Origin of the sequence: Amycolatopsis sp. NPDC051373, assembly GCF_040689465.1 — a bacterium.
Lineage (GTDB): Bacteria > Actinomycetota > Actinomycetes > Mycobacteriales > Pseudonocardiaceae > Amycolatopsis.
Genome location: NZ_JBFBAE010000032.1, coordinates 28,372 through 53,242, shown reverse-complemented (window position 1 = coordinate 53,242; position 24,871 = coordinate 28,372). Strand labels below are relative to the sequence as shown.

General features: G+C 68.2%; 18 protein-coding genes, 4 tRNA genes and 2 pseudogenes. 9 read left to right on the top strand and 15 right to left on the bottom strand.

Going from position 1 to position 24,871, the window contains the following annotated elements:
* Window positions 1-2 precede the first annotated feature (2 nt).
* The 7 genes and pseudogenes from AB0383_RS41510 to AB0383_RS41480 all read right to left on the bottom strand — a co-directional run bounded on the left by AB0383_RS41510 (window position 3) and on the right by AB0383_RS41480 (window position 7,878).
* Entirely contained in the window at window positions 3-920 is a 918-nt protein-coding gene (locus tag AB0383_RS41510) for a phosphatidylinositol mannoside acyltransferase (RefSeq protein WP_366190182.1), read from the bottom strand.
* A 170-nt stretch (window positions 921-1,090) separates the two neighbouring features.
* Window positions 1,091-1,690: pseudogene (pgsA, locus tag AB0383_RS41505) on the bottom strand (phosphatidylinositol phosphate synthase); the annotation flags it as partial.
* Window positions 1,691-1,790: 100 nt separating this feature from the next.
* Window positions 1,791-2,321, bottom strand: coding sequence for a MarR family transcriptional regulator (locus tag AB0383_RS41500; RefSeq protein ID WP_364171358.1), 531 nt, complete (start codon window positions 2,319-2,321; stop codon window positions 1,791-1,793).
* A 167-nt stretch (window positions 2,322-2,488) separates the two neighbouring features.
* Window positions 2,489-3,037 (bottom strand): HIT domain-containing protein, encoded by a 549-nt coding sequence (locus AB0383_RS41495; protein ID WP_364171360.1) that lies wholly within the window; start codon window positions 3,035-3,037, stop codon window positions 2,489-2,491.
* Complete coding sequence (gene thrS, locus AB0383_RS41490) at window positions 3,034-5,061, bottom strand: threonine--tRNA ligase (RefSeq protein ID WP_364171362.1); 2,028 nt, start codon at window positions 5,059-5,061, stop codon at window positions 3,034-3,036. Before thrS ends, AB0383_RS41495 begins: the two co-directional genes overlap by 4 nt.
* A 181-nt stretch (window positions 5,062-5,242) precedes the next feature.
* Window positions 5,243-6,811, bottom strand: coding sequence for a sugar transferase (locus AB0383_RS41485; RefSeq protein WP_364171394.1), 1,569 nt, complete (start codon window positions 6,809-6,811; stop codon window positions 5,243-5,245).
* A gap of 992 nt (window positions 6,812-7,803) precedes the next feature.
* A tRNA-Val gene (locus tag AB0383_RS41480) sits at window positions 7,804-7,878 on the bottom strand.
* 385 nt (window positions 7,879-8,263) lie between these two features.
* On the opposite strand from AB0383_RS41480, the gene AB0383_RS41475 reads away from it, so the two are divergent.
* From AB0383_RS41475 to AB0383_RS41460, 4 genes are all read left to right on the top strand, one after another.
* Window positions 8,264-8,689 carry an SsgA family sporulation/cell division regulator gene (locus AB0383_RS41475; protein ID WP_005159130.1) on the top strand — a complete coding sequence of 142 codons (426 nt, stop codon included), beginning with the start codon at window positions 8,264-8,266 and terminating at the stop codon, window positions 8,687-8,689.
* 127 nt (window positions 8,690-8,816) lie between these two features.
* A tRNA-Gly gene (locus AB0383_RS41470) sits at window positions 8,817-8,889 on the top strand.
* A gap of 25 nt (window positions 8,890-8,914) precedes the next feature.
* Window positions 8,915-8,985 (top strand) — tRNA-Cys (locus tag AB0383_RS41465).
* A 1-nt stretch (window position 8,986) separates the two neighbouring features.
* A tRNA-Val gene (locus tag AB0383_RS41460) sits at window positions 8,987-9,061 on the top strand.
* Between the two features lie 102 nt (window positions 9,062-9,163).
* On the opposite strand, the pseudogene AB0383_RS41455 reads toward AB0383_RS41460, so the two are convergent.
* A pseudogene (locus AB0383_RS41455) lies at window positions 9,164-9,881 on the bottom strand (integrase); the annotation flags it as partial.
* 243 nt (window positions 9,882-10,124) lie between these two features.
* Complete coding sequence (locus AB0383_RS41450; RefSeq protein ID WP_364171396.1) at window positions 10,125-10,394, bottom strand: hypothetical protein; 270 nt, start codon at window positions 10,392-10,394, stop codon at window positions 10,125-10,127.
* A gap of 84 nt (window positions 10,395-10,478) precedes the next feature.
* Here AB0383_RS41450 and AB0383_RS41445 point away from each other — a divergent pair, with 84 nt between their 5' ends.
* From AB0383_RS41445 to AB0383_RS41430, 4 genes are all read left to right on the top strand, one after another.
* Window positions 10,479-11,105, top strand: coding sequence for a hypothetical protein (locus AB0383_RS41445; protein WP_364171364.1), 627 nt, complete (start codon window positions 10,479-10,481; stop codon window positions 11,103-11,105).
* Window positions 11,106-12,487: 1,382 nt separating this feature from the next.
* On the top strand, window positions 12,488-14,509 hold the full coding sequence (locus tag AB0383_RS41440) for an ABC transporter ATP-binding protein (RefSeq protein ID WP_366190181.1): 2,022 nt from the start codon (window positions 12,488-12,490) through the stop codon (window positions 14,507-14,509).
* Window positions 14,510-14,639: 130 nt separating this feature from the next.
* Window positions 14,640-14,969 carry an iron-containing alcohol dehydrogenase gene (locus AB0383_RS41435; protein WP_366190180.1) on the top strand — a complete coding sequence of 110 codons (330 nt, stop codon included), beginning with the start codon at window positions 14,640-14,642 and terminating at the stop codon, window positions 14,967-14,969.
* Window positions 14,885-15,355: an iron-containing alcohol dehydrogenase gene (locus AB0383_RS41430; RefSeq protein WP_366190179.1), complete on the top strand. Its 471-nt coding sequence runs from the start codon at window positions 14,885-14,887 to the stop codon at window positions 15,353-15,355. Before AB0383_RS41435 ends, AB0383_RS41430 begins: the two co-directional genes overlap by 85 nt.
* Here AB0383_RS41430 and thpD read toward each other — a convergent pair.
* The 6 genes from thpD to AB0383_RS41400 all read right to left on the bottom strand — a co-directional run bounded on the left by thpD (window position 15,352) and on the right by AB0383_RS41400 (window position 23,967).
* Complete coding sequence (thpD, locus tag AB0383_RS41425; RefSeq protein WP_364189609.1) at window positions 15,352-16,260, bottom strand: ectoine hydroxylase; 909 nt, start codon at window positions 16,258-16,260, stop codon at window positions 15,352-15,354. The genes AB0383_RS41430 and thpD overlap by 4 nt on opposite strands.
* A gap of 493 nt (window positions 16,261-16,753) precedes the next feature.
* Window positions 16,754-17,221, bottom strand: coding sequence for a hypothetical protein (locus tag AB0383_RS41420; protein WP_366190178.1), 468 nt, complete (start codon window positions 17,219-17,221; stop codon window positions 16,754-16,756).
* Window positions 17,222-17,416: 195 nt separating this feature from the next.
* Complete coding sequence (locus AB0383_RS41415; RefSeq protein WP_364189614.1) at window positions 17,417-18,415, bottom strand: ROK family glucokinase; 999 nt, start codon at window positions 18,413-18,415, stop codon at window positions 17,417-17,419.
* Window positions 18,412-19,200 (bottom strand): HAD-IA family hydrolase, encoded by a 789-nt coding sequence (locus tag AB0383_RS41410; protein WP_366190177.1) that lies wholly within the window; start codon window positions 19,198-19,200, stop codon window positions 18,412-18,414. Before AB0383_RS41410 ends, AB0383_RS41415 begins: the two co-directional genes overlap by 4 nt.
* Window positions 19,184-22,507: a trehalose-phosphatase gene (gene otsB / locus AB0383_RS41405; protein ID WP_366190176.1), complete on the bottom strand. Its 3,324-nt coding sequence runs from the start codon at window positions 22,505-22,507 to the stop codon at window positions 19,184-19,186. The genes AB0383_RS41410 and otsB overlap by 17 nt, the downstream gene beginning before the upstream one ends.
* 2 nt (window positions 22,508-22,509) lie before the next feature.
* The gene (locus AB0383_RS41400; RefSeq protein ID WP_364189622.1) at window positions 22,510-23,967 is read right to left on the bottom strand and encodes a sugar porter family MFS transporter; all 1,458 of its coding nucleotides are present in this window, start codon (window positions 23,965-23,967) and stop codon (window positions 22,510-22,512) included.
* Between the two features lie 430 nt (window positions 23,968-24,397).
* Between AB0383_RS41400 and AB0383_RS41395 the strand changes: the two genes are divergently transcribed.
* Window positions 24,398-24,790 (top strand): archease, encoded by a 393-nt coding sequence (locus tag AB0383_RS41395; RefSeq protein ID WP_364189625.1) that lies wholly within the window; start codon window positions 24,398-24,400, stop codon window positions 24,788-24,790.
* Window positions 24,791-24,871: the final 81 nt, after the last annotated feature.

The following is a 24,871-nucleotide window of genomic DNA, read 5'->3' as shown; positions in this document are numbered from 1 at the left end:
CGTCAGCCCACTTCTTCGAGGCTGCCGCGCTCGGCGGCCTGGAGGTCGGCGAGCCAGATCTTCTGCAGCATGTGCCAGTCGGCCGGGTGCGCCGCGATGTCGCCGGCGAACGCGTCGGCCAGCGCCTGCGTGGCCGCGGGCACCTCGGCGCGGGCGGTCACGCGGATGCGCGGGTGCACGCGTACCTGCCAGCCGTCTTCGCTGAACCACGAGCCGGCGGGCAACAGCGCGGCCCCGGTGGTGGCCGCGAGCCGCGCCGGGCCCGCGGGCATGTGCGTGCGCTCCCCGAAGAACCGCACCGGGACACCGCTCGTGGTGAGGTCGCGGTCGCCGACCAGGCACACGACCTTGTTCTCCCGCAGGCGTTTCAGCAACAAGCGCATCGCCGCGCTGTCGCCGGTGAGCGGCACGATCTCGAACCCGAGCGACTCGCGGTAGGCCACGAACCGGTTGAACAGCGACTCGGGCTTGAGCCGTTCGACGACCGTGGTGAACCCGCCGAGCCGATCGGCCAGCCACACCCCGATCGCGTCCCAGTTTCCGCTGTGCGGCAGCGCGATCACCGCGCCGTTGCCCTCGGCGAGGGCGGCGTCGATGTTCTCGACACCCGTGATCGCGGCGCCGACCTTGGAGATCACCTCGGCGCGGTCCATCGACGGCAGCCGGAACGTCTCGTACCAGTACCGCGCGTACGACCGCATGGCCCGGCGGACGAGCTCGTCGAGCTCCGTCTCGTCGGCCTGCGGCACGACCCGCGCGAGGTTGGCGCGCAGCTGGCGCACGCCCCCGCCGCCGCGGCGGGTGGCGAGGTCGGCGCCGAGGGCGAACACCGTCGTCCCCATCGGCTCGGGCATCCGGCGGGCGAGCTGCCAGCCCGCCGTGTAGCCGAACTCGCCGAGCCGCTGGGACAGCGCGCTCACGGCTGCGCCCCACCTTTCTGCACTTCTCCGGTCGTGGCCTGCTCGGCAGCGGTAGCGGCTTGCTCGGCCGACCTGGCTTGCTCGGCTTTCGCGGCTTGCTGGGCTCCCGCGGCTTGCCGGGCTTGCTCGGCTCTCGTGGCTTCCGCGGCCTGCTGGGCTTGCGCGGCCACGGCTCGCGCGGCCTTCGCGACGGCGGCACCGCGCTGCAGCAGCGTGATCACCGACAGCACGGCGAGCAGCCAGAGCGTGATCTCCACGGTGTAGGGCACACCGAGGCCGTGCAGGCCGGTGCCGACGAGCGCGATGATCAGCCGCTCGGCTCGCTCGACGAGGCCGCCGTCGGCTTCGAGGCCCGACGCGTCGGCGCGGGCCTTCACGTAGGAGATGACCTGGGCGAGCACCAGGCAGATCAGGGCGGCCGCGGCCGCGCGGTTGTTGTGGTCGACCACGAAGCACCACCACGCGATGGCGGCGAACAGCGCGCCGTCCACCAAGCGGTCGCACGTCGCGTCGAGGACGGCTCCGAACGGGGTGCCGTAACCGCGGGCCCTGGCCATCGCGCCGTCGAGGAGGTCCAGCATGGCGAACCCCCACACGGTGAAGGTTCCCCACAGCAGGAGCCCCTGCGGGAAGAAGACCAGCGCGCACGCCACGGCACCCGCGGTGCCGATCACGGTCATCGCGTTCGGAGTCAGTCCGGCACGGACCAGCGTCCGACCGATCGGATCGGTGACGCGGGAGACTGAGGCACGGGCGAAAATGTTGAGCATCTCGTCGTCTGGTGCACCTGGCTCGAGGGTGGGTGGGCCACGAAAGCCTATCGACCCGCCGGCACGGGGCCGACGTCCCGCCCCGCGACCCGCCGGGCGATCAGCCTGATTTCGGCAGTTCGACGACCGGGGCCACGAATCCGCCCGCCTCCTCGGCCGCGATCGCGGCCGCGCACCGGGGCCGCAGACCGCCGAGGATCGCCGAGCTGATCTCGCCCAGCTGCTGCGCCTGCTCCGGCGTCAGCCGGTCGAAGAGGCTCTCGCGCACGGCCTCGACGTGGCCGGGGGCCGCCGTCTCGAGCGCCGCGAACCCGGCGTCGGTGAGCACCGCCCACGCGCCGCGCTTGTCGGTGGGGCACGACTCGCGCCGCACCCAGCCCTTGCCCTCCAGCCGCGCCACGGCGTGGGACAGACGGCTGCGCGAGGAGCCGCGGGCTTCGGCGAGCTCGCTCATCCGCAGCCGACGCCCGTCGGCTTCCGACAGCGCCACCAGGACCTCGTAGTAGGTGTGCGGCATGCCCGAGTCGTGTTGCAGCTGGCCTTCGAGGTGCGCTTGCAACAGCGCGGCGGCCTGGGAAAAGTCGCGCCAGACGCGTTGCTCGTCTTCGGAAAGCCAGCGAGGTTCGGACATACGTCCACGGTACCCCTGATTGAGGGCTCAATTACTAATCCGGCCAAAAGTAGGCCGACCCCCGAGCGGCACGTAACCGTTGCTACGAAGACATTCGGCCGTGACTGTGGTCGGATTAGTAATGATCGGCACAGACCGCGTCGGTACACTCCCGCGCCCCGTGGTCTTCACCACGCGTCCGCCAGGAGTTTCCTCGTCTCTCCGAGCAGCTGCGGCAGCACCTTGGTGTGCCCGATCACCGGCATGAAGTTGGCGTCCCCGCCCCAGCGCGGCACCAGGTGCTGGTGCAGGTGCGCCGCGATGCCCGCGCCGGCGATCACGCCCTGGTTCATCCCGATGTTGAACCCGTGGGCCGCCGACACCGCCCGCACGACGCCCATGGCGTGCTGGGTGAACTCGGCCAGCTCGCGCGTCTCGGCCTCGGTCAGGTCGGTGTAGTCGGCCACGTGGCGGTACGGCACCACCATGAGGTGACCGGGGTTGTACGGGTACAGGTTCAGCACCGCGTATACCGTCTCGCCGCGCGCCAGGATCAGCGCCGTCTCGTCGTCGAGGCCCGGGATGCGGCAGAACGGGCAGCCGTCGGACTCGTCGTCGTCCGGCTTCTCCTGCCCCTTGATGTAGGCCATCCGGTGCGGGGTCCACAGCCGCTGCAGCGCGTCCGGGACCCCCACTCCGTCCTGCTCGACGATCTCGGGACCGTCCGCGTCGCTCACCGCAGGATCTTCTCCACGGCCTCCGCGCTCGGCGAAGCGTTCTCGCGGCCGGCCACCCACTCGGCGATGGCGTCGACGGCGGTGGCCACGGACACGCCGTTGATCTGGCCGCCGTCGCGGAAGCGGAACGACACCGCGCCCGCCTCGGCGTCCTTCGCGCCCGCCAGGAGCAGGAAGGGCACCTTCTGCGTGGTGTGGGTACGGATCTTCTTCTGCATGCGGTCGTCACTCGCGTCGACCTCGGCCCGGATTCCCTTGGCGCGCAACGCCTTTTGCACGCCGTCGAGGAACTCGACCTGGTCGGCGGTGATCGGGATGCCGACGACCTGCACCGGCGAGAGCCATGCGGGGAACGCACCGGCGTAGTGCTCGGTCAGCACGCCGAAGAACCGCTCGATCGAGCCGAACAGTGCGCGGTGGATCATCACCGGGCGCTGGCGCGAACCGTCGGACGCGGTGTACTCGAGGTTGAAGCGCTTGTTCTGGTTGAAGTCCAGCTGGATCGTGGACATCTGCCAGGTGCGGCCGATGGCGTCCCTGGCCTGCACGGAGATCTTCGGGCCGTAGAACGCGGCGCCGCCCGGGTCGGGCACGAGCTCGAGGCCGGAGTCGATCGCGGCCTGCCGCAGCGTCTCCGTGGCCTCCTCCCACTCCCAGTCCTCGCCGATGAACTTCTCGGAGTCACCGCGGGTGGACAGCTCGAGGTAGAAGTCCGACAGCCCGTAGTCGGCCAGCAGGTCGAGCACGAACTTCAGCAGCGAGCGCAGCTCGCCCGGCATCTGCTCCTTGGTGCAGTAGATGTGCGAGTCGTCCATCGTCAGGCCGCGCACACGGGTGAGGCCGTGGACCACACCGGACTTCTCGTAGCGGTACACCGTGCCGAACTCGAACAGCCGCAGCGGCAGCTCCCGGTACGATCGCCCGCGCGAGCGGTAGACCAGGTTGTGCATCGGGCAGTTCATGGCCTTGAGGTAGTAGTCCTCGTCGTCGAACTTGACCGGCGGGAACATCGTGTCGGCGTAGTAGGGCAGGTGGCCGGAGGTGTGGAACAGCTCGCCCTTGGAGATGTGCGGCGTGTTCACGAACTCGTAGCCGGCCTCCTCGTGGCGGCGGCGCGAGTAGTTCTCCAGCTCGCGGCGGATGATGCCGCCCTTCGGGTGGAACACCGGCAGGCCGGAGCCGATCTCCTCCGGAAAGGAGAACAGGTCGAGCTCGGCGCCGAGGCGGCGGTGGTCGCGGCGCTCGGCCTCGGCGATGCGCTCGAGGTAGGCGTCCTGCGCCTCGCCCGACTCCCACGCCGTGCCGTAGATCCGCTGCAGCTGCGGGTTCTTCTCACTGCCGCGCCAGTACGCGGCGGCCACGCGGGTGAGCTTGAACGCGGGGATGAACTTCGTGGTGGGCACGTGCGGGCCGCGGCAGAGATCGCTCCACACGCGCTCCTTGGTGCGCGGGTCGAGGTTGTCGTAGATCGTCAGCTCGCCGCCACCGACCTCCATCACCTCGTCGGTGTCCACTTCGGACTTGAGGTCGACCAGCTCGAGCTTGAACGGCTCGTTCGCCAGCTCCTTCTTCGCCTCGTCCACGGAGTCGAACACGCGGCGGGAGAACTGCTGGGCACCCTTCACGATCTGCTTCATGCGCTTCTCGAGCGCCTGCAGGTCTTCCGGGGTGAAGGGCTTGTCGACGGCGAAGTCGTAGTAGAAGCCGTCCTTGACCGGCGGCCCGATGCCGAGCTTCGCGTCGGGGAACTCCTGCTGCACGGCCTGTGCGAGCACGTGGGCGGCCGAGTGGCGAATCACGCTGCGGCCGTCCTCGGTGTTCGCCGCGACGGGCTCCACCTCGGCGTCGGCTTCGGGCGCCCAGGCGAGGTCGCGCAGCTTTCCCTCGGCGTCGCGCACGACGACGATCGTGTCCGGGCCCTTGGTCGGCAGCCCGGCCTCGCGGACCGCGGCTCCCGCCGTAGTGCCCGCCGGAACCACCACGCGCTCGGCGGGGACGGCGGCGGCTGACGGCGGATGCGACACGATCGGCTCCTTCTGGGGCAAGTGACGAGGATGACTCCGGTTGATGCTAGTCGGCGGCCCGCGGGCGTCTCACGCGTGTCGGCGCTAACCGGGGCGGCTCCCCCGGGCTCGTCTTCCCGCACCACGCAAGCGGCCGCCGACCGGGTGGTCGGCGGCCGCTTCGACGGACCTCGTCCGGCGCTCAGTAGGCGCCGTCCCCGCCGACGACGGCCCGGAAGGTTTTCCACAGGATCACCAGGTCCAGCGCGAGCGACCAGTCCTCGACGTAGCGCAGATCGAGCCGGATGCTGTCGGCCCAGGAGAGGTCGCTGCGGCCGCTGACCTGCCACAGGCCGGTGAGGCCCGGCTTCACGAGCAGCCGGCGGCGGGCGTCGGGCGCGTACTGGCGCGTCTCCTCCGGCAGCGGCGGGCGCGGGCCGACGAGCGACATGCGTCCCGCGAGCACGTTGAACAGCTGGGGCAGCTCGTCGAGCGAGTAGCGGCGCAGCAGCCCGCCGACACGGGTCACGCGCGGGTCGCGCTTCATCTTGAACAGCGGCCCGGCGCCTTCGTTGTCGCCTTCGAGGTTCTGGCGGATCTTGTCGGCGTTGGGGACCATCGTGCGGAACTTCAGCATCGTGAAGTTCTCGCCGTCCTTGCCGACGCGGCGCTGCCGGTAGATCACCGGGCCGCGGTCGCCGAGCTTCACGGCGAGCGCGATCGCCAGCAGCAGCGGGGAGAACAGCGTCAGGAGGAACGCCGCGCCACAGCGGTCGACGACCTCCTTGACGAGCCGCCGGCCACCGGTGAACCGCGGCGCGGTGACCCGCAGCAGCGGCATCCCGAGCACCCCCGAGACGTTGAGCCGGGGTCCCCCGACCTCCATCAGCACCGGCGCCACGACCAGCTCCGCGGCGGTGCCTTCGAGGTCCCATGCGAGGCGCTGCAACCGCTTCGGCGTCCAGTACTGGTCCGCGGTGATGGCGACGACGCGGTAGCCGCCGCGGCGCACGTGCCGGGAGAGCTCCTCGAGCCGGCCCACCACGGGCACGCCGTCGATCTCGCCGCTGCCGCGGTCCGTGCCGCCGTCGACCGTGCAGACCGCTTCCACGCGCCAGCCGACGTGCGCCTCGGTCTTCGTGCGGGCGATGAGGTCGGCCACCGTCGCGGGGCTGCCGGCCGCCATCACGGGCAGCAGGCACAGGCCGCGGCGGCGCTTGCGGTGCAGGACCTGGCGCAGCAGGTAGCGCTGGGGAAAGGCGAACAGCGCGATCACGGGCACCACGATGAACACCCACGGCTGCACGTCGAGCGCGCGGAAGAGCAGGCCGCCGAGCGCCACCAGCACGGCGGCGGCGATGAGGCCGCGGCCGAGCGTCCGGTACTCCTCGGGTCCTTCGCCGAGCACGCGCGGGCTCCACGCGCGGCTGACCGGCAGCGCGCACAGCACCGCCAGGGCCGTGCCGAACGCGTGCATGTCCTGCGGTGCCACGCGGTCGATCACGAAGGCGCTGACGCCGATCACCACGAAGGCGGCGACGATGTCACTGGCGATGACCCAGGCGCGGTAACGCTTCTCCCACGAAGCGGGATGCGATTTGGCCGTGGTCGACTCGACGGGCGCGGGCCGGGTCGCGTTCGAGGCCTGCGCGGCCGTCGCGGTCTTCACGCTCCCCGCGCCGGCGGGTGCGGGGATCTCCGGCATCGCCTGGAGGTCGATGTGCCGCGGCGGTTCGCTGACCGTGAATGTGGGCCGCACCGACTCTTCCATCAGACCTCCCAGGAGCATGGTTCGAAGGTCTCCGCCGGCACGCTGCGTGAACAAGTTTGATCTCGGAGCGTGATCATGACCCGTACCCGATTCAGCCACCAAAGGAGCGACACACGCCAAGGTATCGGCGGCTATCCGGGACTCGTTACAAGGATTTCCGGCCACATCCTGCGGCTCCATCACGCAAATGAATGGCTTGAAGATAACGGGATGATGACGATGAGTAATAAGTGGCAACCCACCGATAACTACGGAATGTAGTCAATCTTCCACCACCGTCCGCGGCGGGCCCGGGGCGTCCCGGCCACCGAAATGTTCCACTGTGGACACTCCGGTCCGGACGCGTCCACACTGGATTTCCCCGGAGGTCCAGTGAATCGGGCCGCGCCGGGGGTGACATTCTCCTCGCGGTGTCACGGCGTCGGGTTTTCGTCACACGCGAAGTCCCCGCCGGGCCCCATACTCCCCGGGGTGCGCGCGCCGGCGCGTCGATCACGCCGTGCTCCCACCGCGGGATCGCCTCGTTCACCCGTCATGCCGAACCGGGCCCGCTGATGCGCGAGGCCGTTGGGGCGCCTCGGAAGCGCGCCAGATTCACCGGAATGGCCGCGCCTCGGACGGAAACCTTCGAACGTCGGCGGACCGCGCCGCCGGCCCGGGCCGGAGCGCGGGCGAAATGCATGCGGCCGTTCGGGTGGTCCGAACCCCAACGTGATCGAGAAAGTGCTCAGGATCACATTCTCGGCACCAGTTCGAGTCCGCATGCCACAAAAACCACGCGAGTCGTACGGCGAAGGTCATTTGTCCGCGTGCGACCTGCAAATTGCAGGTCAGGAACCCGTGCCGAGACCGTTGCGGAGCTGTGATCGACCGGATCGGGCCGGGTCCCGCGACCGCCGGGCCGGGTTGCGCCACCGCAAGGTGCTGACCTGCGAAGATTCTTGCGCGGAAAACAGTCGAGGCCCCGGATCGTGGGATCCAGGGCCTCGATGTGGTGGGCGATACTGGGATCGAACCAGTGACCTCTTCGGTGTGAACGAAGCGCTCTCCCCCTGAGCTAATCGCCCGCTCATGGAGTGAAGACAACTCTACAACACGACTTTCGAGGGCCTGCAAACGGGTGGTTGGCGGCGAACACCCTGCGTCTACCAGCGAATACGGAGCGAACAACCCCGAGCTAGCCGGGGTTGTGCCGCGATGGGGCCGCTCGCGCCCGGCTTCGACATCCGTGCGACGGTGCTATCGCGCGACGGTCGAACCGCGCAGTATGTACGTGTGGTTGCCCAGCGGGCGCCCGCGGAGGGCTGCGCGGCGCGGGCGACGAAGGATGGAACGGTACTGCCGACCACGGACGGGTGATCTCCGGCGAACCCGCGACGGAATCGGCTTTCCGGAGCGTCTCATCGTCGTCCTCGGTCGTCCGGGCCGGGAAGGGAGACGAAGGGTAGGACGATGCGCAACGATCACGTGACGCTCCGCTCGACGGCGGTCTTCGACCTGCTGGCGCCGCGGACCCCGGCGGTTCCGGTCAAGGTTGAACTGCGCTACGACACTCGCGACCCCTACGCGGTCGTCGCCGCCTTCCGCACCGGCCGCGCGGGCTGGGTCGAGTGGGTCTACGCCCGCGACCTCCTCGCCGACGGCCTCCTCGCCGACGCCGGCGACGGCGACGTGCGGATCCGCCCCTCCGTCGAAGACCCCGAGTCCGTGCTCATCGAGCTCAACTCACCCTCCGGGCACGCCATGTTCGAGGCCTCCGCCCAGGAGCTCGCCGACTTCCTCGACCGCACGTACGACGTGGTGCTCCCCGGCAACGAACACCTGTGGGTCGACGTCGACGACGCCCTGACCCACCTCATCCCCAACGATCTCGCCTGATCACAGACCCGCAACCGGGAGATGGCGCCCCGGTGACGGGGCGGTTTTCGGGGTCCGATATGGTTCTCCCACACCACGGCGACGGGGTGCCGGGCCACAAACCGGGCATTCGGGACCCGAGGAGAGTGCGGACGTAGCGCAGCTGGTAGCGCATCACCTTGCCAAGGTGAGGGTCGCGGGTTCGAATCCCGTCGTCCGCTCGAAAGGCTCTTCGAGGCCTTGCACGGTGGAGTGGCCGAGAGGCGAGGCAACGGCCTGCAAAGCCGTGTACACGGGTTCGAATCCCGTCTCCACCTCGCGCGATTAGCTCAGCGGGAGAGCGCTTCCCTGACACGGAAGAGGTCACTGGTTCAATCCCAGTATCGCGCACCAGCTGAAACCGCAGGTCAGAAGCCCTGCTCCTCTTCGGAGGGGCGGGGCTTCAGCCGTCAGATGGCGTGAAATGGCGATGGGCCCCGAACCGGTGTCGAGCGCCCGGCGGGACCGCAGGTGCGGGAACCACGACACCAGCTTCGCCCGCTCGCCCGGATACAACGACGCCAGCGACCGCAGCCACCGCTCCTCCAGCGCGTCCAGATTCTGGTTGACCATCGCCGGGGTCACGTGGTCGTTGACCCGTGCGATCCCCTTCATCTTCTGACCCAGCCGTGCGCGTCGTCGGCGTCGTACTCGTGCTGCTGCTGTCCGGCGAGTTCACCCCAACGGGCGCCGGTGTAGAAGTCCGTCAGGCACAACACGAACCCCGACTTCTCCAGACCCGTCTCGTAGAGCCGCATGGCAGCCCGCAGGGCCTGAGCCGGACTGGCGACCAGCCGCTCAGTCTCGAACTCGCCACTGGTCACGCGGACCCCGCTGCAGGGGTTGGCCGGGATCATCCGAGTACGCACAGCGCCGTTGAGGATGGTCGAGAACAACGCGAAGTACGACGACGCCGACAACTCTGCGTAGTCTTCGTGCAGCTCCGAGAGCCACGCTCGATCTCGACGTAACCGTTGAAGATCGCGATCAAGGGCCACACCTTCCACTGCAGGAGGAGCTGATTGTCCGGGAACGATCGGTATTTCGCGGCCTTGTTCAGCTCCAGCCGCGGAGACACAGCCTCCAGCCACTCCTCGGCGAAGTCCTGAAACCGGGTTTCGCCATCACGCGGATCCAGCCACAAGTTCCGCCGGATCAACGCCTCCTGCTCCAGCCCCCGCAGAACACCGGCGCGGCAGCCTGGTCCTACAAGGTCCTTGGGGACAGCTGAATGGTCACCACTCAAAGCCTTTTCAGGGAAGTGTCGCCGCAGCACACAATTATCCATGTCGAAGAACCAACAAGCCGTCAATAGGACTTCGAAGAAAATCAAAAACCTCGCCATAGCACATACCGGCGACCGTAACGGAATTTCTGGACGCTACTATTCAACAAACCCGTCACGTGATCCGACAACTCAACCAAGTCGACACAGATAGCCAAGAAAATCACGATCGAGATTAGCGTGCGCCGCGACAGCAGGCAGCATCTTCGCCGGGTGCGCGGTCGACTCCGGCACGTATCGGCCCTTGCGCTGTGCGGCCGGTGACGTCTGGGCGGTCGCCCACACCGACACCGGTCCCGCCGCTCGTCCGCCGACCAGGTTGAGCTGCCCGTCGCAGAAAAGTTCGAGGCATGAACTTCGTGTTCCGGGGAAGCCTTCAGGCGACAAGAAGGAGGTTTCCATGGCGGAGAACGACGAGGACGTCCTCGAGCTGCTGCAGCGGGAGCACTGGGAATCCACGAGCGGTTCGCTGGGAGGTGAGCGGCAATGAAGCACGGAGAACCGCACGACGGCGACGGCGAGGCCGATCCGCAGGAGTTCGCGGAAGAAACCAGGACGGACCCGGTGCCCCGGGAGGTGCAGGAGTACCAGGAGCCGAATCAGTCGGCGGCTCCGGTCTCCGGCCGCCGCCGGCTGGCCGGCGTGCTGCGGATCCTGTTCGGGGTGGTGTGGGCGATCGACGCCTCGCTCAAGTGGCGCCCCGATTTCCTGCGCGGCCAGGTGTTCGCCCACCAGTTCGGCATCCACGACCAGATCACCACTCCCGTCATCCGCCAGTGGATCGACTTGTGGCAGCACATCGCGGCGCTGGCGCCCACCGGCATGGGCGTCGCGACGGCCATTGTCGAAACGCTCATCGCGGTCGGCCTGCTCACCGGCACGCTGTGCAATGTGGTGTATGTCGGGAGCGCCGTGTACTCGTTCGGGATCTGGTCCGCGGCGGAGGCGTTCGGCCTCCCGTGGTCCGCGGCCGGCGCCACCGACATCGGCCCGTCGATCGGGTACATCATCGCCGCCCTGGCCCTGCTGGCCGCTCCGGGCAACGCCATGTGGAGCGTCGACCGCGTACTCCGGCCACGACTCGGCAAATACGGCTGGATGTGCGGCGATTGAGTCCTGCCAGGCTTCGCGAATACCAGTGAGTGCACCGCCCGTCGCGCTGGGTGACTTCCTCGTGGGACGCGGGAGGAAACCGACCGTCGAGTGCGGCGGCAGGCACGCAGTAACGTTCGGACGATCGCCGTACACAGCCGAACCGACGCCGCTCAACTGGCCGACAGCCACGGCCGGATCTGCGGCATCAGCACCACCGACGCCCGCTTCGGCCTCGGACTGACCGCCGAAAGCACCGGGAGCCAGTGACGACCGCCCACGCCGCCCGTTGAGCAATCCGGCGCTGGCGCAACATTCGCGAACGTAGGCAACGTTGCTCGATGACGTCGCCTACGCGGTGCCCTGGGCAGCCGCGCTCGTGAGACTCGCTTGGCGACTCGGCTTCGCCGAGTGAGCTGCTCGCGAACTACCTGCCACGGGCGAGGCGCCCGCACTCCGCCGCAGAGAGAGCAGCACTGAACTCACCGCACAAGAGACTCGAATCGCTCACTTCGCCCAGCGGCCTCACCAACCCGGATCTTCGGCAAGCTCGGCATCAGCTCTCGCCAGCAATACCGCGCCGCCGCGCACGAACGCCCGCTCTGCGGAGCCCTGACGACAGGGTTCGCCTGATCGATGACTCCAGCAACGAGCGGACCGGTCCATCGCCGGGCGGTGGAACTCCAGCCGCGAGCGGGTGAGGCTCCGGATGTCGCAACGCCGGCACCGTGCACGCTGATCAACTGAAGCCCTTGATGTGGTCGTCTTTCAAGCCAGACAGCGATTCGAGCAACGTTGGTTACAGCGCTTCCTATTTCCCATGTGTCAAGGATGCGCGAGCCAAGCCGGGCCCATGAAGATGTCAAGATCGGCGGCAGTTTGGCTCCAATCCGACGTGGGCGCAGGAGTTGATCTATGGGTCGCGCGCAATGTGTGGCTTTCATCGGTTGGCGTCACTTTTGCGCACTCTGCGCAGATATGGTCCATGGTCGGAAAACGCCTTTACTTACGCATTTTTCACAGCCTATGCGACGTGTTCGACGACACTTCTCTAACCAAGTCTGCAAGTCGATTTCCGGGGTACCGTCGTTGATGTCGGGGCGCGCCGACGGAACAGATTCACACTGTATTGAGGAGGAGATCACGATGGGTTCTTTCAAGCCGGTTCACCGCGACCGTTACGACTCGCGGCGCAACGACCACGGGGGATCGTACGACCACTCCCGGCGGCACAACCGCAACCGTCGCTACGGTCGCTGATCCTGTTCTGACGGTCAGGACCAGCAAGTCCTGATCCCGAAAGAGGGGGGAGGGGCCGGCGCGTCGAAAGCGCCGGCCCTCACTCTTTCCCCAACCCGGCCGGCCAAGCCGCAGTCCATGGAACGACTCGAAACGAGGTGCGCGTGACCGCCATTATTCCCGCGGCGAGCGACGGCGGCACCTACACGAGCGACGCGGACAGCCCCGCGAAGCCGGCGTCGGTACGTCAGGCATTCCGGAGGTTCTGGCCCTATGTCCGCGCCGAACGCCGTCTGCTGCTGCTGGCCATTCTATTGCTGGTGATCAGCGCGGTCGCGGAGACCGTGGCGATCTGGACCTTCGGTGTGATCATCGACGATGCCTTGACCACGGGCGACCTCCGCGGGTTCTGGCGGCCCGCCGCAATCTGGGTCGGCATGGCCGCAGTCGGGGGCTTCGCCTCGTTCGGAGGCGGCCTCCTGACTTCCTGGGTGTCAGAGCGGTTTCTGCTTCGCCTGCGCGACGCCGTATACGCACACCTGCAACAGCTTTCCCCCGACTTCTTCGCCCGGCATGACACCGGTGATCTGGTGGCCCGGGTGACCAGTGACATCGAGATGGTCGAACAGTTGACCGCGTCCGGGACGGTCGAAACCGTCAGTGCGATCGTAACCGCGATTTTCTACGCCGGCGCCGCACTGATCGTATCCTGGCACCTGGCACTCGCGTCATTTATTCTCGCCCCGCTATTCGGACTGGCGGCACGGTCGTTTTCGAAGAGAATCAAGACAGTCTCCCGCGACGAGCGCGACTACAACGGCATGATCACCGCTGCGGTCCAGGAAAGCCTGACGAACCTGCCCCTGGTGCAGGCCTACAACCAACAGCACACCGAACAACAGCGGCTGCACGCACACGGCGCGTCCTGGATGCGAACCAAGGTGCGCGAAGCACGGGTGTCCGGAGCGTACGCACCGTTGGTGGACATCACGGAGGTCACGGCGTTGCTGCTGGTGGTCGGCGCAGGGATCTGGGAGATCAGCCAGCATCACCTGACCCCGGGGGGCGTGTTGGCGTTCACCGCATACGTCGGCTATCTCTATCCTCCCCTGCGCCAGCTCGGCTCTCTGACGATCATGGTGAACGCGGCCACGGCGAGCTCCGACCGCATCTCGGAATTGCTGAACACAAGACCGACGGTCGTCGACCACGCGGGTGCCCACGTGCTGGCCCACTCCCGTGGCGAGATCAGCGTGGACCGGGTCAGCTACCGCTATCCCGATGCCGACCGGTCCGCGCTGACTGAGCTGTCGTTCACGGTCCGCCGTGGCCAGTTGGTGGTGATCACCGGGGCCAGCGGCGCCGGCAAGTCGACCATCACAAAATTGCTACTGCGCTTCGCCGACCCGTCTTCAGGCAGTATTCGGCTCGACGGCTTCGACCTGCGTGGTATCACCACCGAATCGCTGCGCGAACAGGTGACCCTGGTGCTGCAGCAGACCCAGGTCTTCCATGGCACCGTGCGTGACAACATCGCCTACGGACGGCCCTCGGCCACGGATTCCCAGATCGTGGCCGCGGCGGTCGCGGCGGACGCCCACGAGTTCATCTCCGCCCTGCCGGAGGGATATCAGACCGCGCTGGACGGCGCCGGCCACCGGCTCTCCGGTGGGCAGCGGCAACGGCTGGCGATCGCCAGGGCCATCGTCCGCGACACCCCGATCCTGGTCCTGGACGAGCCCACCGCCGGGCTGGATGCGCGTGCCGTCCAGCGTGTGATCGAACCACTGCGCCGGCTGGCCAGCGGCAAGACGACGATCCTGATCAGCCATGATCTGTCCCTGGCTCCGGCTTCAGATCACATCCTGATGTTGGACCACGGGCGGCTGATCGAATCCGGTCGGCACCAAGACCTGCTGGACCTTGGCGGACCGTACGCCAAGCTGTACGCGCAGCACCGGGCTGAAGCGAAAACCTCACCCGCGTCGCCAGGGGCGCTTATGGGCTCGCAGGCAAGGCCGGAGGCTAGTGGTCCCCAGACGACTGGCCCTTCGACTATCCACGGTTCCGTGACAGCCGCGCGACGCGAAGGCGAGCGGCGTCCAGGGACGGAACCCGTCCGCTGGCGGATACAGGGCCAGCTTTTCGACCCAGAGGACGGCCACCGTTCCGCCATTTCGCAGTGACTGGGGAAGAATGCATCGATCTCCAGGCACGGGTTGCTTCCGCGCCGGCGGTGCGTACCAGTGCTCACCGAAACCGGTGCGCCGGTGACGGCCGGGTTGCGCAGCGTCCAGGCCACCGCAAGCGCGCCGGGTGTCGCGCCGTGCCGCTCGGCGACTGCCGGCAGTCGAGCGGCCGGCGCCAGGTGCCAGGAAAGCCGGTGTTCCGGTCCCGGTCGCGGGTGAGGCCCGCGAGCCGGCGCGCTCGGCCGGCGCGGATTCGCTGCTGAGCGTCGGCGGCGGCTCGACGACCGACACGGCGAAGGCCGTCGCGCTGAGCACCGGCCCGCCGATCATCGCGATCTCGACGATGTACGTGGGGTCGGAAGTCACTCGGGTGTGGGGCTCACCGACGCGGCCCGCAAAACGACGGGGACCGATCCGCGGGTGCTGCCGCGGACGGTCATCTATTACCCGGAGCTGACTTGCACGCTGCCCATGGACCTGTCAGCCGCGAGCGGTCTCAACGCGATGGCGCACTGCGTCGAGGCCTTTGAGGCGCTGCTCCACGGCGCCCGCACAGCGGGAGCGCGGGTTTCCCAGCGGGGACGACATTCCGGCCGTGAGCGGGCGGGTCAGCGCCTCTCGCCCGGTTGCGCCGCCTCCGGGCCGGCGGCACGAGAGGCGTCCGGTGTCGAGTGGTTCCCGGTGTCCCGGCAGCGTTGTCGAACGGCGGGATCGGTCGCGCAGATCAGCGTCCAGATTGGACAGGGGTTCGTCGAACAGCAGCGAATCTCGGGGGGTCCACGCGGTGGACCGCCCCTGCGAGTACCGCCGGGAACTCTCGACTGCGGGCCAGGTTGCGGCTAGTGCGCGGGCGTGAGGGGCGTGAAGTCGCGGGCGGCGACGAACGGGGGACGCGGCGAGGCAGCGGCATACGGTTCCCGCAAGGTGTTCTCCACGCTGTTGAAAACCACGAACACGTTGGAACGCGGGTAGGGAGTGATGTTGTCGGCGGATCCGTGCATGAGGTTGGCGTCGAACCACAGCGCGTGCCCGGCGGGGCCGGTGAACTGGTCGATCCCGTGGGCCGCCGCCAGGCGCGCGATCGTGGTCTCGTCGGGCACGCCGACCTGCTGCTCCTTGAGTGAATCCCGGTAGTGGTCCCCGGGGGTGGCGCCGGCGCATTGCGCGAACTCCCGGTGGGAACCGGGCATCACCATGAGACCGCCGTTGTAGGGGTGGTTGTCCGTCAGTGCCAGTGACAGGCTGACCGCGCGGGGAACGGGCATGCCGTCTTCGGCGTGCCAGGTCTCGAAGTCGGAGTGCCAGTAGAAACCCTTGCCGCGGAAGCCGGGCATGCAGTTGATCCGGCTCTGGTGCACGTACACCTCCGAGCCGAGCAGTTGCCGGGCCCGGTCCAGCACACGGGGATCGCGCACCAGCTGTGCGATGAGCGGGCTGATGCGGTGGACCTCGAAGATCGACCGCACTGCCCCGGAAGCCTTCTCCCGCACCACGCGTTCGTCCGCTGCCAGCGTCTCGTCGGCGCAGAGCCGATCCAGCTCCGCACGCAGCAGGTCCAGCTCCTCCCCCGTGACCGACGACGGGACGATCGAATATCCCCGTTCGGCGTGCGCGGCCAGCTCGGCCGGGGTGAACGGCTCGCGCAGCCGACCCGGCCACACCGCGGGCACCTCCCGGCGCAGCAGCGCCGGTTCGCCGCCGATCCGCGTCGGATATCTGTCTTCGGTCGTGGTGCCCGTCGTCGTCATCCCAGCTCCTTCCAATTCCGAGGCAGGGCGAGTACCCGAACCCGAGCAGAATCCACATTAACGTGAAAATTCCGGCGATCGGCATGGACCGCGGCCGCCCGGTTCGACTACCGGACGGTGGGGTATCGCGCGTGCTCACCCGTCTTGGCGCGGCATGCCGTCCTGAAACAGCGCCGTCGGACAGTCGGGCTGATCGACAATTTCTTCGCACGCACCCGTCGCACGCTCGCGTAACTCGGGCACCCGGCCCGGGTCGCGACCTTCGTGGTAGAGCCTTCTCGGTCGACAGTGGTCGCGCCAAGTCGGGCCGCGGATCGATTTCGGTAACCGGGCCGGTGCGGTGAAAAGTTCGCCCGGAGAAAGCTATCGCGAAATCACGATGGAATGTTTCCCTCGTGATCCTCGGTCACCAGGTCTGTGACTTTCCGACTCGGTACCTGATCAAACAGAACGGTGATTCCTCCTGCGTCGATTTCATTGCCGCGCGGGCCGGTCAGCGTTTCGTGGTGATCGTGGTGACAGGCAGGCCGAACCGGCGCTCGGCTTGGTGCGGCAGGTCGGCCCGGAGCCAGCGGGAGGCGCGCCGGGGCAGCGTGGCCACGATGATCTCGTCGAACTCGCGACCCGCCATCACCTTCTCGATGGCTTCGAGCGGCTGGGCGCTCCCGAGGTCGCCGTCCGCCTGCACCTTCTGCACGGCGAGGTCGGCGAGCACCTGGTCCAGCCGTTGCCGGGCCTGCGCTGTCGCCTCCTCGTCGGAGGCAGGTCGACCGAAGTCCATCACCACGCTGGGCATCGGCATCAAGCCGCCGGCAGCGGGCACTGTGTGGTAGTGCGCGGCGGCGGTGTTCGGGACGAGCACATAGAAGGAGCTCGGCCCCGCCTCGATCCTCTTGTGGAGCTCGTTCTGCAGCTCCGGACCCAGGAGGGTCTGGTTCGCGACCACGAGATAACTGCGCATGAAGACCACCCACTCGGTCAGCCCTTGACACGCTGTGCAATCTCATGATAAGTCGCCGCACGTGCCGTGGTCTACGGGCGAAGGGCCGCGGCGGTCGCCGTCGAGAGAGGTAGAACCCGCGCACCACCCGGGCCAAGAGGTCCACAAAGGACTTGCCGGTCGAGAATCCCGACCGGCGCCTCGAACCCGCCGGGTTCACCGCCGATGGGACAGGTCGGCGGCGCCCACGAGTCCGGCCTCGTTGCCCAGCTCGGCGATCCGCACCTTCGCGGCCGGGCGGTGTCCACGGCCGGTGAGGTTCTTGCGGAAGACGGCCTCCGTCGGCGCGCGGAGAATTTCCCCGGCCTCGCACACGCCGCCGGCGATGACGAACATGCCCGGGTCGAGGATCGCGGCCAGCGCGGCCATCCCGCGCCCGAGCCATTTGCCCAGCTCGTCGAAGCAGTTCAGGGCGGTCACGTCGCCGGACTGCGCGGCCTCGGTGACGATGTGGCCGGTGATGCCCGCCGGACGCCCCCCGGCGAGCCGCAGCAGCTCCTGGGCCATCGAGGGCGCGACGGTCGCCTGCTCCTGCGCCTCGAGCACGAGCGCACGCCCGCTGCCGTACTGCTCCCAACAGCCGTGCAGGCCGCAGCCGCAGCGCCGTCCGTCGGGGACGATGGTGAAGTGCCCGATCTCGGCGGCCAGCCCGTAGCGGCCCCGGAAGAGCTTCCCGTCGAGGACGACACCGCCGCCGATCCCGGTACCGATGGTCAGGATGACGACGTGGGTCTCGCCGCGGGCGGCGCCGAACCGGGCCTCGGCCCACGCGGCCGCGTTGGCGTCGTTCTCCACGATCACCGGCAGGCCGAGCCGGGCCTCCAGCGATTCCCGCAAATGCTCGTCCCGCCAGGCGAGGTTCGGCGCGAACATCACGGTCGAACGCGTCTCGTCGACGAAACCCGCCGCGCCAAGGCCGACCCCGACCACGGTGTACTCGCTCGTCAGCTCGCGAACGGCGTCGGCGATGGACTCCTGGGTCTTCGACGGGTCGTCGGCGGGCGTCGGACGCCGGGTGCGGGCGACGATGTGCCCGCCCTCGTCGACCACCCCCGCGGCGATCTTGGTGCCGCCGATGTCGACGCCGATGGCGAACGTCCCCTCGGCGGCCTCGTGGACCGGCCGGGGAACCGCCTCGGCCACCGGGCTGGTCATGACGCCCGCCCGGCCAGCACGTGACGGCCGAGCGCCGCGACGTCGATCTCGTCGAGGGAGGTCACAACGAGGTCGGCCCGTGCGGCTGAGAGCAGCTCCTCGTCGTCGGCCCTGGCGACACCCAGCGCCGACATCCTGCCGGCCTTGGCTGCTTCGATGCCGCTGGCCGCGTCCTCGACGACGAAGCAGTCTTCGGGGGCGACGCCGAGTTCGGCCGCGCCGGTCAGGAAGATCTCCGGGTGTGGCTTGCCGTGGGCGAAGTCGCGGCCCGAGATGTCGGCGTCGAAGGAGTCGAGCAGGCTCAGTCCGGGCGTCACGAAGTCGTGGGAAAGGCCGTTCTGCGCGGCGAAGGTGTCGAGACGGATCTGCCTCAGGAAAAGCCCGGCGTTCTTCGACGACGACGCCGCCGCGGTCGGAATGCCCGCGGCCTTCACCGCTAAGACGAAGCGCAGCGCGTCGGGGTAGGCCTCGAACTCGCCGGCCTCGATGAGCTTGATGACCATGTCCTGTTTGTGCGCACCGTAGACCTCGACGCGCGCCTTCGCGTCGGGGACCTCGAAGTGCTCGAGGGCGGCCAAAGCTCCGGCGGCTCGGGGTTTGCCGGACATCACCTGCTGGTAGACCTGGGGGGTGAAGCGGTCGTCCGACCACGTGGTCCGGTCGCGGATGTCGGCCCACTCGGTCTCCATCAGCTCGCGCAGCGAGTCCTTCCAGGCCCGCTCGTGCGGGGAGTCGACGAGCACGCCGTCGACGTCGAAGATCGCGCCCTCAAAGCCGTTCGCCATGGTGACTCCCTTCCGCGTGGCCCGGGTGGCTCTCCCGGGTTGCGGGTCCGGATTCGTGGGACAGGGTGAAGACCCGGCTGTCCCCCGCCCCGAGCTCGTGGACCTCGTCTCCGACGCCGATGAAGACCGGCCCGCGGAAGCCCTGGGGAAGCGCGAAGACGGTCAGCTCGTCGCCCGTGATCGACACCCGCAGCGGCACGCCGCGGTACTGCATCGAGAAAACCAGGCCGTCGAGCCGGTTGAGCTGGGTCGGCGCGAAGTACAGCACGCCGTCCCGCACGGCGCTGCCGACGTAGTAGCGCTGCAGCAGGTCCAAGGTCCCGGACATCACACCCATGTGGATGCCTTCCTTGGTCGTTCCTCCTTGGACGTCACCGATGTCGCTCTCCAGCGCCACGATGAACCGGTCCCAGGAACTCTTCGGGTCCAGCGCGGCGAGCACGCCGGCGTGGGTGACGAGACTCAGCGTCGAACCGTGGGAGGTGCGCCGGTCGTAGTAGTCGATCGTGCGCCGGGTCAGCTCCGCATCGGGCTCGTAGCCGAGCCGGCGGAAGAGAGTGCGGAGCTCTTCGTCGGAGAACAGGAAGAACAACATGACCGCGTCGGCTTGCTTGGCCAGTTTGAAGCGGTCGGGTTCTTCGCCTTCCGCCTTGAGGATCCGGTCCAGCCGCTGGATGTTGGCATGCTCGGCCCGGTAGTGCTCCCAGTCGAGTTCGTCCAGGTCCAGGTAGCCCTCGAACTGGCTGATGATGCCGTCCGGGTGGAACGGCACGTACATCTTGCGGCTCATCTCGTCCCACGTGTGCAGCTCGTCATCGGTCAGTCCGAGGCGGGCGCGCAGCGCGGCGCGGCGGCTGGCCGGCAACAGCCTCAGCACCCGCGGTGCGGTGTCGGCGATCCAGGCCACCATCACGTTGGTGTAGGCGTTGTTGCGCAATCCGCCCTCTTCGCTGCCGGGATAGCGCTCGTGAAACTCGTCGGGTCCCATCACGCCGTGGATCTCGTAGCGGTCGCGCTCCGGGTCGTACCGGGCGATCGAAGCCCAGAACCGCGCGATCTCGAGCATCAGCTCGGCGCCGTAGTCGCGCAGGAACTCCCGGTCGTCGGTGGCCTGGTAGTACTGCCAGACGTTGTAGAAGATGGCCGCGTTGACGTGGCGCTGGTTGTGGCTGAGGTCGGGGTCCCACTGACCGGAGAGCGGGTTGAGGTGGACGACCTGGGTCTCCTCGGTGCCGTCACTGCCGCTCTGCCACGGGAACATCGCGCCCTGGAAGCCGGCTTCCCGGGCAGCCGCGCGGGCCTCGGTGAGCCTGCGATAGCGGTAGAGGAGCAAGCCGCGGGTGATGCCGGGCAGCCGGAAGTTGAGGAACGGGTGGATGAAGAGCTCGTCCCAGAACACGTGCCCGCGGTAAGCCTCGCCGTTGAGCCCCCGGGCCGGGACACCCGCGTCGTGCCGTGCGGTGTGCCGGGAGCAGACCTGCAACACGTGCGCCACGTGGAACCGCAGCAGCAGTTCGACCCGTGGTTCCCGCGGGAGCTCGAGGTCGCAGACCTCCCACAGCTCCGTCCACGCCGAAGCATGCTCCACCAGTGCCTCGGCGAAGTCCGGGTAGCGCAGGACGCCCCGGCCCGCGGCCGCCAGCGTTTCGGTGATCGCGTTGTCGTGCGAGGTGAACAGCGACACCATCTTCTCCACCCGAGCCGGCCGGCCCCGCGCCACGTCGAAGGTGATCACCTGCTGGATGTAGTCATCCATCTGATCCAGGGTGCGCTCCACCGGAAGCTGCTCGCCGTCGAGGAAGACGCGGGTGCGGGCGGCCTCGGTGACGTAGATGTCCGACTGCCGGGTCTGCACCTTCAACGCGATGGTCTCCGGACCGAAAGTGCGCGGAGACACCGGGTCGAGGTGACGCCCCTCCAGCTCGCGGTAGCGGGCGACCATCTGGTTGGTCACCCGGCCGTCCAGCCCGGAGATCACCTCGACGCGACCCGACCAGTTCTCGGGCGTCAGCGTCCACTCGATGCCGGCCTGGTGGCTGTGGGCCATGCTCACGAAGCGGCGGCTGCGCAGCGTCGTCTCCCGTCCGGCGCGGTCGCGGAAGCGCAGGACGCGCTGAACGGTCGCGAGCCGGATGTCGTAGGAGTGCTCGTAGGAGATCAGTTCGACGTTGCCGAGCCTGATCGCCTCCTCGCCCTCGATGCGCAGCTTGAGCACCAGCCAGTTCGGCAGGTTGACCAGGTCCTCGTTCTGCACCGGGCGTCCCCCGAGGATGGTGGTCTCGCGGTTGAAACCACCGTGCGCGTAGGTGCCCGGGTAGTGGACTTTGCCGGCGTCCTCCCACTCGGCTGCGCCGCGGGTGCAGAAGTATCCGTTGCCCGTCGACGTCAGCGACTCCCGCAGACCTTCGACGCCGGGATCGAAGTGGTCGTAGACGAGCACGCAGTCGGACACGGATTTCCGCTCGTCCGGGGGCGGGCCGTCACCGACGGCCAGAGTGGACAGCAGCTGCGCGACCTCTTCCGGGGAGGAGAGGGCGAAGTCGGCCGACGTGCTGCGATCGGCCACTTCGGGGTCGTCGGCCCGGCCGACGAAGATGCCGACTCCACCACGATCGGCCAGTGCCCGGAAGGCATCCTCGTCGGTGATGTCGTCGCCGAGGTAGATCGGGACCACGTCCGGCGAGTCCAGGTGCAGGGCGCGGAGCAGGTGGAGCACGGCTTTGCCCTTGTGCCAGTCGATCTTCGGCAGAAGCTCGTAGACCATCTTGCCCGGCGTCATCTTCAGCCGGTCCGGATGCTCGGCGAGGAGGGTCTCGACCACGGTGGCGATCCGTTGGCGCCGGTCCGGGTCGACGAGCCGATAGTGCACCGCAACCGAGGCCTTCTTCGGTTCGATCACCACGCCCGGGATCGAGCCGGTTTCGGTGCGCAGGCGATCGGTGACCTCGCCGATGACGTCCTCGAACCCGCTCGCGGCATCGTGGTGGATTTCGCCGGCGGCCGGGCTCCAGATGTCGAAGCCGTGGCTGCCTGCTACCACCAGGTCGTCGATCCCCATCAACCGCTGCACGTCGAGCCGGTCTCGGCCACTGACCACGCACACCGGGCAGCGCAGGGCCAGCGCGCGCACCGTGGCACGCATGCGGTCGGAGATCAGGGCGTCCTCGGGATGGTTCACGATCGGGGCCAGCACACCGTCGTAGTCGAGGAACACCGCCGGGCGTCGGCCGGTCAACCGCTCGGCGAACCGATCACCGTCGCGCAGTGCGTCGGGAAGTTCTCGGACCGTCGACGTCGACTCGGTCATCGTCAGGCCATCTCCTCCAGCTCACGCCCCTTCGTCTCCTTGACGTACTTGATCACGAAGAAGATCGACGCGAAGGCGAAGAACGTGTAGACGCCGTAGGCAAGTCCCAGCCCGACATCCGACAGCGCGGGGAAGGTCGTGGAAATGGCGAAGTTGGCCAGCCACTGCGCAGCCGCCGCGACGGACAGGGCCATCGCGCGGATCTTGTTGCTGAACATCTCACCGAGCAGCACCCACACCACGGGGCCCCACGTCGCTCCGAAGAACACGACGTAGACGTTGGCGGCGATGAGCGCGATCGGCCCGGCCGAACCCAGGTCCGGCGTGCCGTTCACGATCGGCGCGGTGCCGAAGAGCAGGGCGAGCACGCCCAGACAGACGAACTGACCGATCGAGCCGATCACCAGCAGTGGCTTGCGGCCGATCCGGTCGACCAGTGCGATGGCGATGACCGTGGTGAGGATGTTGGTCACCGACGTGATCACGGTGATCGCCAGTGCGTTCTGCTCGCTGAACCCCACCGCCTGCCACAGCACCGAGGAGTAGTAGAAGATCACGTTGATGCCGGTGAACTGCTGGAAAATCGACAGTCCGATGCCGATCCAGACGATCGGCAGCAACCCCAGCCTCGGGCCACGGACGGTCACGAAGCCGGTGCGTTCGGTCTTTCCTTTGACCGTCCGGATGATCTGCGTGATCTTCGCGTCGACGTCTCCGCCGACAAACCGTCGCAGCACCTCTGCCGCTCTGGCCAGCTGCTCCTTCTGGACCAGGTGTCGCGGCGACTCCGGGATCGTCAAGGCCAGGAGGCCGTAGGCGAGGGCGGGAATCAGCAGCGACAGGAACATCCACCGCCACGTCGCGAGGCCGAACCACAGGGGATCCAGCGCGCCGCCTGATCCGGCGACCAGTGCGTAGTCCACGAGCAACGCTACGAAGATGCCGGACACGATGGCCAACTGCTGCAGCGAGCCCAGCCTGCCGCGCAGGTGCGCCGGCGAGATCTCCGCGATGTAGGCGGGAGCGATCACGGATGCGGCACCGACACCGAGGCCTCCGACCAACCGCCAGAACGCCAGTTCCCAGATCGAGAACGAGAAGCCGCTGCCCAGCGCGCTGATCGCGAACGCGATCGCCGCGAGCCACATGACGCGGATCCGACCGTAGCGGTCCGCGATCGCACCCGCGAACCAGGCGCCGATCGCGCAGCCGATCAGCGCAGCGGCGACTGCGAACCCGAGGACGAACGGCGACGCGTTGAAGGTTTCCCCGACCGCCTTGACGGCGCCGTTGATCACCGCGGTGTCGTAGCCGAAGAGGAAACCGCCGAGCGCCGCCGTGGCGGCGACGAGCACGGTGCGCCCGGTACTCGGGGTGGGATAGCTGATCCGATGGGCAGGATTGCCCTGCTGCCAAGAGGGTTCGCTCGACGGTGGCTGTTCGCCCGGTGTGGTCCCCACATGGACCTCCCCTGCGTGAGGATCTCCGAGGCGGTCTGCGCTCGACGGCTCCCTCACACCTCCCTACAGGGTGTGTCCGAATTCACATTCCGTCAAGAGGGCTGTCACCTGCGCAAGTTTGCACGCGAGCACCGCACTGTGTGGATGCACCACTTCCCGGCACACGGTCACGAACACAGCCGACCGACCGCAACTTTCCTACCGAGGAGAGGCCGGTGTTTTTGATCCGGCCGGAAAACCGGCCACTCGGTCACCACTGGTGAAACTCGACCGGTCCAAACCCGATGCGGGCGCGCCGGGTTCGGCCGGGCCCAAGGTTCGCCTGGTCCGGGTGAAGCCGGACACGGGCCCTCGCCCGGATGCTGCACTGGTGGGGAGGTTCGACCGGAAACCGTTGCCAAAGCAGGACGCCCGCGCTACGCCACGCGTCGTGCACGCCGCTGACCTGCGTATCGAAGCGTGGGGACCGACGCGGGAAGCGTGCCTGACGGAAGCCGTCCGCGCGCTGGTGGAGAGTTTCGCCCGTACACGTCTGCACCGCGGGTCCGCGGCCTGGTCGTTCGAGGTCTGCGGCGCGACGGACGGTTCGGTGCTGGTCGCGTTGCTCGACAAGGTCATCCTCATGATGCGGACCAGGAGCCTGATCCCGGTCACCGCGGAGGGGATCGTCGTGGACGGCTCGACGGTGCGGCTGCGCTGCCAGATGACCGACCTCGGCGCCGTCATCCCGACCGGGGCGATTCCGAAAGCCGTGTCCCGGCGGCATGTCCGGTGCGAGCGCACCGAACGCGGCTGGTGGTGCGCGGCCCGGATCGACGTCTGAGTCGCCGTGAAGTCAGGCGACTCCGCGCCTGCGCCCTGGTGATTTCACCCCCGGTGCAACGCCGACCGTTCGGGCTGCCGG